This window comes from Streptomyces sp. UF-297, assembly GCF_058245575.1.
The window spans coordinates 22,880-31,163 of record NZ_JBSIBZ010000104.1 but is presented as its reverse complement, the minus strand read 5'-3'; the positions used below and the strand labels follow the sequence as shown (position 1 = coordinate 31,163).

Here is an 8,284-nt window from a genome sequence, read left to right as displayed (position 1 = left end):
AGGCCCGCGTTGGGCATGCAGGCCAGCGGGACACGGGAGTTGCGGGCCAGATAGCGCAGGTGCTCGCTCATCTCAGCGGGCCCGGTGGCGCAGTTGAGGCCGATCATGTCGATGCCCAGCGGCTCCAGCGCGGTCAGCGCCGCGCCGATCTCCGAGCCCAGCAGCATCGTCCCGGTGGTCTCCACCGTCACCGAGCAGATCAGCGGCAGATCCGCCCCGCACCCCTCAAGTGCCCGGCGCGCGCCCAGGATCGCGGCCTTGGTCTGCAGCAGGTCCTGCGTCGTCTCGATCAGCAGCGCGTCCGCGCCGCCCGCGATCATGCCCTCGGCGTTCTGCTGATAGGCGTCGCGCAGCGTCCCGTACGGCGCGTGGCCCAGCGTCGGCAGCTTCGTACCCGGCCCCATCGAGCCCAGCACCCACCGCTGCCGGCCGGTGGCGGCGGTGAACTCGTCCGCCACCTCGCGGGCGATGCGCGCACCCGCCTCGGACAGCTCGAAGACCCGCTCGGGGATGTCGTACTCCCCCAGCGCCGCGAAGTTCGCGCCGAAGGTGTTGGTCTCCACGCAGTCCACGCCCACCGCGAAGTACGCCTCGTGCACCGCGCGCACGATGTCGGGGCGGGTGACGTTGAGGATCTCGTTGCAGCCCTCCAGCTGCTGGAAGTCCTCCAGCGTCGGGTCCTGTTCCTGGAGCATCGTTCCCATCGCCCCGTCGGCGACCACCACCCGCGAGGCCAGGGCCTCGCGCAGGCTCGCCCCGCCGTTGCCCTGCCCGCTCACGACATCCCCCTCAAGTGGCTCAGGATGTGCGCCGTGCAGCCGGCCCCGTAGGCCGAACGGACGCGCTCCACCAGCGGTTCGCGGCGCAGCAGATACTCCTGGGTGCCCACGCTGCCCAGCGCGGTGGCGGCCACCGCGCAGCCCAGCTGGGCGGCGCAGGTCTCCGGGATCGACCAGGCCAGTCCGGCCAGGAATCCCGCGCGGAAGGCGTCGCCCACGCCGGTCGGGTCCACCGCGGCGCCGGTCTCGACGGCGGGTACGGCCGTCACGGGTGCGCCCGCCCGCCGGATGCGGATGCCCTGCGCGCCGTACGTGGTGACCCAGCCGCCGACCCGGCCCAGCACCTGTTCCTCGGTGAGTCCTGCGCGCTCCTGGAGCAGCGCGCTCTCGTACTCGTTGGTGAACAGCCACCGGGCGCCGTCGATGAGCTGGCGCACCTCCTCGCGCTCCAGGCGCGCCAGCTGCTGGGAGGGGTCGGCGGCGAACGGCACGCCCAGGTCGCGGCAGGTGCGGGTGTGCCGGAGCATCGCGGCCGGGTCGTCGGGCGAGACGGTGACCAGGTTCAGGCGGCCCACCCGGGCGATGACCGACGCCAGGTCGATGTCCCGGGCCTGGGACATCGCCCCGGCGTAGAAGGTGGCGATCTGGTTGTGGTCACGGTCGGTGGTACAGACGAAGCGGGCGGTGTGCAGCTCGTCGCTGACGTGGACGGATTCGGTGTCCACGCCGTGCTGTTTCAGGTGCACCCGGTAGGGCTCGAAGTCGCTGCCGACCGCGCCCACGAGCACCGGGCGCAGGCCGAGCTGGCCCAGGCCGAAGGAGATGTTTGCTGCCACACCCCCGCGCCGTACCTCCAGTGCGTCGGCGAGGAACGAGAGGGAGACCTTCTCCAGCCGGTCCGCCAGCAGTTGGTCGGCGAAGCGGCCGGGAAAGGTCATCAGATGGTCGGTGGCGATCGATCCCGTGACAGCAAGTCGCATCTCAGGCCCCGTTCCCCGTATCCCCGTCGGTGGGTGCCACACCGGCGGCCCGGCGCAGGGCGGCCACCCGGTCGGTGCGCTCCCATGTGAACTCGGGCAGCTCGCGCCCGAAGTGCCCGTACGCCGCGGTCGCCGCGTAGATCGGCCGCAGCAGGTCCAGATCGCGGATGATGGCGGCCGGGCGCAGGTCGAAGACCTCGCCGATGGCCTCGGCGATCCGCTCCTCGGCCACCGCCGCCGTGCCGAAGGTCTCCACGAACAGGCCGACCGGCTCGGCCTTGCCGATCGCGTAGGCGACCTGCACCTCGCAGCGCCGCGCGAGCCCGGCGGCCACCACGTTCTTGGCGACCCAGCGCATCGCGTACGCCGCCGAGCGGTCCACCTTGGAGGGGTCCTTGCCGGAGAAGGCGCCGCCGCCGTGGCGGGCCATGCCGCCGTACGTATCGATGATGATCTTGCGTCCGGTCAGGCCCGCGTCGCCCATCGGGCCGCCGATCTCGAACCGGCCCGTGGGGTTGACCAGCAGCCGGTAGCCGTCGCTCTCCAGCGTCACGCCCTGCTCGGCCAGCGCCTTGAGCTCCGGCTCGACGACGAACTCCCGGATGTCGGGGGTCAGCAGCCCCTCCAGGGAGATGTCGGCGGCGTGCTGAGTGGAGACCACCACGGTGTCCAGGCGCACGGGGCGGTCCCCGTCGTACTCGATGGTGACCTGTGTCTTGCCGTCCGGGCGCAGGTAGGGGACGGTGCCGTCCTTGCGTACGGAGGTGAGCCGGCGGGAGAGCCGGTGGGCCAGGTGGATGGGCAGCGGCATCAGCTCGGGGGTGTCGTCGCAGGCGTAGCCGAACATCAGGCCCTGGTCGCCGGCGCCCTGCCGGCTCAGCTCGTCACCGTCCTTGCCGCCGGTGTCCACGCCCTGGGCGATGTCGGGGGACTGTGCGCCGATGGCGACGGAGACGCCGCAGGAGGCGCCGTCGAAGCCCTTGGCGGAGGTGTCGTAGCCGATGTCGAGGATGGCCTCGCGCACCAGTGCCGGGATCGGCGCGTACGCGGAGGTGGTCACCTCGCCCGCTATCTGCACCAGCCCGGTGGTGATCAGGGTCTCGACCGCGACCCGGGAGGCGGGGTCCTGGGCGAGCAGGGCGTCCAGGACGGTGTCGCTGATCCGGTCGGCGATCTTGTCGGGGTGTCCTTCGGTGACGGACTCGGAGGTGAACAGGCGACGCCCGGCAGAAGCAGTCATGTCAGACGACCTCCTCGGTGAAGAAGTTGTTCTCGATCGCGGACAGGGTGCGGATGTCGTCGATCTCCAGGGTCTCCATCTCGACGTTCTTTCCGCTGAGCTGCTCCAGGAGGAAGACGAACTCGACGAAGGACAGCGAGTCGATCAGCCGGTTCTCGATCAGGTCCAGGTCGGGGGCGATGTCCTCACGGTCGGCGTGGCGCTTGAGGATCCAGTCCTTGACCTGGTTCAGGCCGTCAGCCATGGGGTGTCTCCTTACGGTGCGGTCGGTGAGAGGGGAGTGATCACGTGCGGGGGCGGTGACGGGGGCGGGCGTGGGATCGCCGAGGACGGGCGCCGCGACCGCGACCGCGTAGTCCACGTCGTGGCTGATGCTCACCGTGATCTCGGTGATGCCGGACTCGGCCGCCATGTCAGCCGCGGCGCGGCGCAGTTCGACCAGCGGCCAGCCTCCGTCGGAGCGCCGCACCACGATGTCCCGCCAGGGCAGGAAGCGGTCCCGTACCCGCAGGGTCTTGAAGGCCGCTTCCTTGGCCGCGATGCGCCCGCACAGGCTCAGTGCGTCCAGCCCTGTGGAGGTGCGGCAGTCGGCGAGTTCGCCGGGGACGAGCATTCGCGCGAAGAACGCCTCGCCGTGCTCGGCCAGCAGTCGGCGGACCCGGCCCACGGACACGATGTCCATGCCGAGGTGCGCCCAGCCCATGCCGCCCGAGGGCACGGCGGCGGGTCGGGCCGTCATGTCAGATCACCGGCCCGGCCGGCAGTTCGGCCCCGGCCCGTTGTACGGCGGCGCTCGCCGCGTCCCAGCTGCCGTGCCGGCGGGTGAGCGCGGACAGCCAGCGCTCCAGGCCGAAGGCGACACAGCTGGTGAAGGCCGGGCCGCCGTCGGCCAGCGAGATGGCGCAGCGGTCGCCGAAGAAGTTGCGGTGGGTGTTGACGGAGGCGATCGCCAGGTCCTCGTACAGGAACTCGTGCTTGACCGGTACGAGCCGCTGCAGGACGGCCTTGGAGCCGCCCTTGTCGAAGAAGGGGTCGCAGGCGGCCTCCTTGCGCAGTGGCAGGTCCAGGGCGGCGGCGAAGGAGGTGATGGTGTCGGTGAAGGTGCGCAGGTGCAGCTCGGCGTGCTCGCGGCCCCCGATGGCGACGACCTCGCGCATCCGGAAGCCGAGCTGGCGGCGCAGGCCCTCGTACTGCTGCTCCTGGCGGAAGCACCAGCCGACGACGGTCACCAGGGTGTCGTGGGCGACCTGCTGCCCCTGGTGGTCCAGGTAGACGGCGTAACAGGAGGCGGAGGGCAGGCCGAGGGCCGCGGGCTGCAGGGCGTCGCAGGGGAAGCAGCCGGTCTCGCTGCAGAAGGTGGAGCTGCCCGTCTCGGTGCGGCGCGCGAGGTCCAGGGGGGCGGCGACGACGGCCTGGTGCGGGAAGTTGTCGTAGTAGTCCAGGCGGGCCAGGTCGGCGGCCGGGAGCAGCGGCGGCATCGTCATCGCGCGAGCGCCGGCGGCCAGTCCCCAGCTTTCGAAGGTGTCGTCCAGCAGCCTGAGCAGGGCGGTGCCTTCGGGGCCGAGGGAGGGCAGTGCGCTCCGGCCGCCGACGGGCGCGGCGGGCGGTGCGGTGTGCGTGGTCACGGTCATGGGCCACCTCTCGAAGGAGGGCTCGGTCAGGGGGGTCCGTCGCGGATCCGAACCGGAATTCCGCACAGGGAATTCGGCGGGTCCGAATCCATGGGTCAGACCACCGGCAGCACGTCGTCGGTGAAGATTCCGGTCTTGAGGAAGAAGGCGAGGGGCTTGCGGATGGCACGCCGTTCGTGTGCGCGCCGGCGCTCGTCGGCGAGCAGCGCGTTGCGCAGTCCGAGCGGGTCCTTGATTCCCGCGTCGCGGTAGACGTGCGGGTTGTAGAGCGAATTGACGCTGAAGACCACATACCGCTTGAGGTACGCCTCGACCTCGCGCAGCCGGTCCCTGCCGACGGTTTCGCACATCCGGGTGTAAAGGAGGCAGACCAGCTCGCGCCCGAAGGCGATGTGCCGGGACTCGTCCTGGTGATGGATGCGGTTGACCTGACGGATCGTCTCGCACAGTGCGTCGTCCTGCGCCATCCGCGCGTTGTAGTGGTCGACCAGCTCCTCGAAGAACAGAATGCGGGAGAAGACGAGGAAGTTCTCCACCTCCGGCTCCCATGCGGAGTCCGCCCGCATGGCCGTGGAGCCGTAGATCTTGTCGCCGTAGCGGCGACAGAACTCAGCGAAGAACCACATGTGTTCGTTCTCCTCACCGATGAAGTGGTGGAAGAAGTCCGAGGGGACCTCGAAGCCCGGCATGTGAATCCGGCCCACGACCTCGATCAGCAGCTCGCGGATGCCATGCACGTTGAGGCTGTAGAAATTTATGCTCTCCCACTTCGAGAGCCGTTGCAGGGTCTGATCTCCGAGTTCGTCAAAGAGCGGGGTGCCGTAGGGGGTGAGGAGCTCCGGGGTCATCCACAGCCGGTCTTCCTCCAGCCGTTCGGGCCAGGCGAACTGCTGGTACGGGTTGTAGTAGTCCTCGATGGACTTGGAGCTGAGCCGGGCCAGGACGTCCTGGAACCGGTCGGTGACGGGCAGCGGGGCCGTGGCGGCCATACGCCTCTCCTCTCAATCCCTCAAAGAGTTGTGTACGCGGGTGAGTTCAGGGTTCGGTCAGGCGGGGCCTGAGGGGCGGTGGCCGGGGCGCGGCCGCCGCGTCAGGGCCGGACTTCGTACACCGCGTTGACCGGGGTCTCGGCGGCCCGGCGCCAGCGGGTGAAGCCGGCCTCCCGGGCGATGGCGCCGAAGGCCGCCTCGCCGGAGTGGTTGCCGAGCGCGTGCGGGCCGCGCTGGGCGACGGCCACCGGCAGGCACATCACCGCGGACAGGCTCATGAACATCCGTGCCGCGGGCGTCTGGGTGTCCACGTCCTCGGGCGAGACATTGGACTCCACCAGCATCCAAGTACCGTCCATATCAAGGGATTTGAGGACGTGCCGGGCGGCGGCCACCGGGTCGCCCATGTCGTGCAGGCAGTTGAAGAAGGTGACCAGGTCGTAGCCGGAACCGGGGTAGTCGTCGGCCGAGGCGGTGTCGAAGACGACGCGGTCGCCCAGGCCCGCGTCCTCGGCGAGCCGGCGGGCGATGGCGATGGCCTCTTCGGAGTAGTCGAAGCCGTACACCGTCGCCCGCGGGAAGGCCTTGGCGATCAGCAAGGTGGTGTGCCCGACGCCGCAGCCGACGTCGGCGACGGTGCCGCCCGCCGCCAGCCTGTCCGTCACGCCCTCCAGCGCTGGCAGCCAGTCGGGGATGAGTCTGTGCTGGTAGGTGGGCTGGAAGAAGCTGCCCATGCCGGTGTCCAGCGCGGGGTCGTGCTCGGCCCAGCCCACGCCCTCGCCACTGCGGTAGGCGTCCACGAGCAGGTCCTCGGTGGCGTACAGCGCCTTCAGCGCGGTGAAGAAGCCCGCGGCGAAGGTCAGCGCCGTGGGGTCGGCGAGGACGGGGGCGTGCGCGGCGGGCAGGGTGTACGCGTCGGTGGCGGCGTCCCGCGTCACGTACCCGGCGCTGAGCTGGGCGTGCAGCCACTCCCGCGCGTACCGCTCGGTGATGCCCGAGCGCCCGGCCAGCGCGGCGGCGGTGAGCGGTCCGTGCTCCGCCAACGCCCCGTACAGTCCCAGGCGTTGGCCGAGGGATACGGTCAGTCCGCGGACCGCCGCGGCCGCGTCACCGATGACGCGCTGGTGGAAGTCGGTGGCCTGCTCGCTCATGCCGCCTCCTCCCCGCCGGTGGGCAGCTGGGCGGTGAACAGGAAGGAGCGCGGGACGCTCGGCACCTCGCGCGGGGTGACGGCGTAGGGCCAGCGCCCGAAGTCGGCGCCCGGTTCGCCCGGCTGCTTGACCTCGCACACCTGCCAGCCGCAGTCGGCCAGCAGTCGCTCGGGCTCCTCGGTGCCGAAGAGCCACGGATTGCCGTCCTCCTTCAGGGCGTCGAGGAAGGGCCGGGAGAGCGGGTTGTGCAGCGCGGAGCGGCTGATGACGTCGCCGAGCAGGACCGAACCGGGCGCGGCGTGCCCGGCCAGGGTAGTGATCAGGGTGCGTACGGCCTCCTCGGGGAGGAAGAACAGCAGCCCCTCCACCACCCACAGCACCGGCTCCTCCGAGCGCCAGCCGGCCTCCTTCAGCGCCCCGGTCCAGTCCTCGGTCAGGTCCACGGCGACGGTGCGCCGCTCGCGCCCCGCCGGGTCGGGCTCCCGCGCCAGCATCCCGGCCTTGGCCTCCAGCAGCGCGGGCCGGTCCAGTTCGTAGACGGTCACACCGTCCGGCCAGGGCAGCCGGTAGAAGCGGGTGTCCATGCCGGCCGCGAGAAAGACGACCTGGCGGATGCCGCGCTCCTGGACCGCACGGACGATGGCCCGGTCCAGGTAGGTGGTACGGATGGCCAGGAACGGCACGGTTCCGGCGCCCGCGTAACGCTCCAGCAGCTCGAAGCCGATGCCGTCGGCGACGGTACGCGCATACGGGTCGGCGAACAGCCGATCCGCACGCTCGCTCTCCAGCGCCCGCGCCGCGGCGGTCCACTGGGCAGTCCGGGACACAGCCTCCATGGAGGTCTCCCTTCACTCGGTATAAGGATTCAGAGAAGGGCGCCCCATAGGGGCGCGGGGAACTGCGCGACAAGCCACGACGCGCCCGCAGACGAAACACGACTCGCCCGGCGAAGCACTCGGCTCAGCGGCGCGCACAAGGCGCCGGATCCTGCGCCGCGCACCGCGCCGCGGTGCCCTCGGCGGACGCTTCCCCCTCGGCCGGGCGCCGCCAGAAAACGCTGTGCAGGATCATGCTGAAGACGACCACACCCCCCTCGTCCACCAGCTGGCACCGCGGCTGCACGATGCCGGTGGCGGGGCTGCCCAGCGAGGGCCGCGAGCCGAGGATCTCGACCCGGGCGGTGAGGGTCTGCCCCGGGCGTACGGGCCGGTGGTAGCGGATCTCGTCGACGCCCGGCGAGCCCGCGCAGGCGCTGTAGGCGAGCAGCCCGTCGGCGTAGCGCCGCATGAACATCGACGCGGTGTGCCAGCCGCTGGCGATCAGTCCGCCGAAGGGCGAGGCGGCGGCCGCGGCGGGGTCGGTGTGGAAGGGCTGGGGGTCGAAGCGCCGCCCGAACTCCAGCACCTCCTGCTCGTCCACGGTCACGGTGCCCAGATCATGGACGTCACCGGTACGGAAGTCCTCGAAGTAACGCATGGCGCCCCCTTGTCGGAGCCCTTGACGGAGCCCAGGAG

9 protein-coding genes are annotated in these 8,284 nt (G+C 71.0%); all 9 read right to left on the bottom strand.

The genetic code is table 11. From position 1 onward, the window contains the following. Positions 1-779 (bottom strand): homocysteine S-methyltransferase family protein (locus AC4IJH_RS37865; protein WP_490856524.1); only part of this gene is annotated, 779 nt, incomplete at its 3' end. After that, positions 776-1,759: a carbohydrate kinase family protein gene (locus AC4IJH_RS37860; protein WP_490856523.1), complete on the bottom strand. Its 984-nt coding sequence runs from the start codon at positions 1,757-1,759 to the stop codon at positions 776-778. The genes AC4IJH_RS37860 and AC4IJH_RS37865, both read right to left, overlap by 4 nt. Position 1,760: 1 nt before the next feature. Next, positions 1,761-2,999, bottom strand: a complete 1,239-nt coding sequence (gene metK / locus AC4IJH_RS37855) for a methionine adenosyltransferase (RefSeq protein ID WP_490856522.1) — start codon at positions 2,997-2,999, stop codon at positions 1,761-1,763. Position 3,000: 1 nt separating this feature from the next. Beyond that, a complete protein-coding gene (locus AC4IJH_RS37850) occupies positions 3,001-3,738 on the bottom strand; it encodes a 4'-phosphopantetheinyl transferase superfamily protein (RefSeq protein WP_490856521.1) in 738 nt (245 codons plus the stop codon). A 1-nt stretch (position 3,739) separates the two neighbouring features. Then, the gene (locus AC4IJH_RS37845) at positions 3,740-4,630 is read right to left on the bottom strand and encodes a class-II aminoacyl-tRNA synthetase family protein (RefSeq protein ID WP_490856520.1); all 891 of its coding nucleotides are present in this window, start codon (positions 4,628-4,630) and stop codon (positions 3,740-3,742) included. Positions 4,631-4,725: 95 nt separating this feature from the next. Further along, complete coding sequence (locus AC4IJH_RS37840) at positions 4,726-5,619, bottom strand: diiron oxygenase (protein WP_490856519.1); 894 nt, start codon at positions 5,617-5,619, stop codon at positions 4,726-4,728. A gap of 101 nt (positions 5,620-5,720) precedes the next feature. Then, the gene (locus AC4IJH_RS37835; RefSeq protein WP_490856518.1) at positions 5,721-6,770 is read right to left on the bottom strand and encodes a class I SAM-dependent methyltransferase; all 1,050 of its coding nucleotides are present in this window, start codon (positions 6,768-6,770) and stop codon (positions 5,721-5,723) included. Next, complete coding sequence (locus AC4IJH_RS37830; protein WP_490856517.1) at positions 6,767-7,606, bottom strand: class I SAM-dependent methyltransferase; 840 nt, start codon at positions 7,604-7,606, stop codon at positions 6,767-6,769. The genes AC4IJH_RS37835 and AC4IJH_RS37830 overlap by 4 nt, the downstream gene beginning before the upstream one ends. A 124-nt stretch (positions 7,607-7,730) precedes the next feature. Continuing rightward, on the bottom strand, positions 7,731-8,246 hold the full coding sequence (locus AC4IJH_RS37825; RefSeq protein WP_490856516.1) for a MaoC family dehydratase: 516 nt from the start codon (positions 8,244-8,246) through the stop codon (positions 7,731-7,733). Between the last annotated feature and the right edge of the window lie 38 nt (positions 8,247-8,284).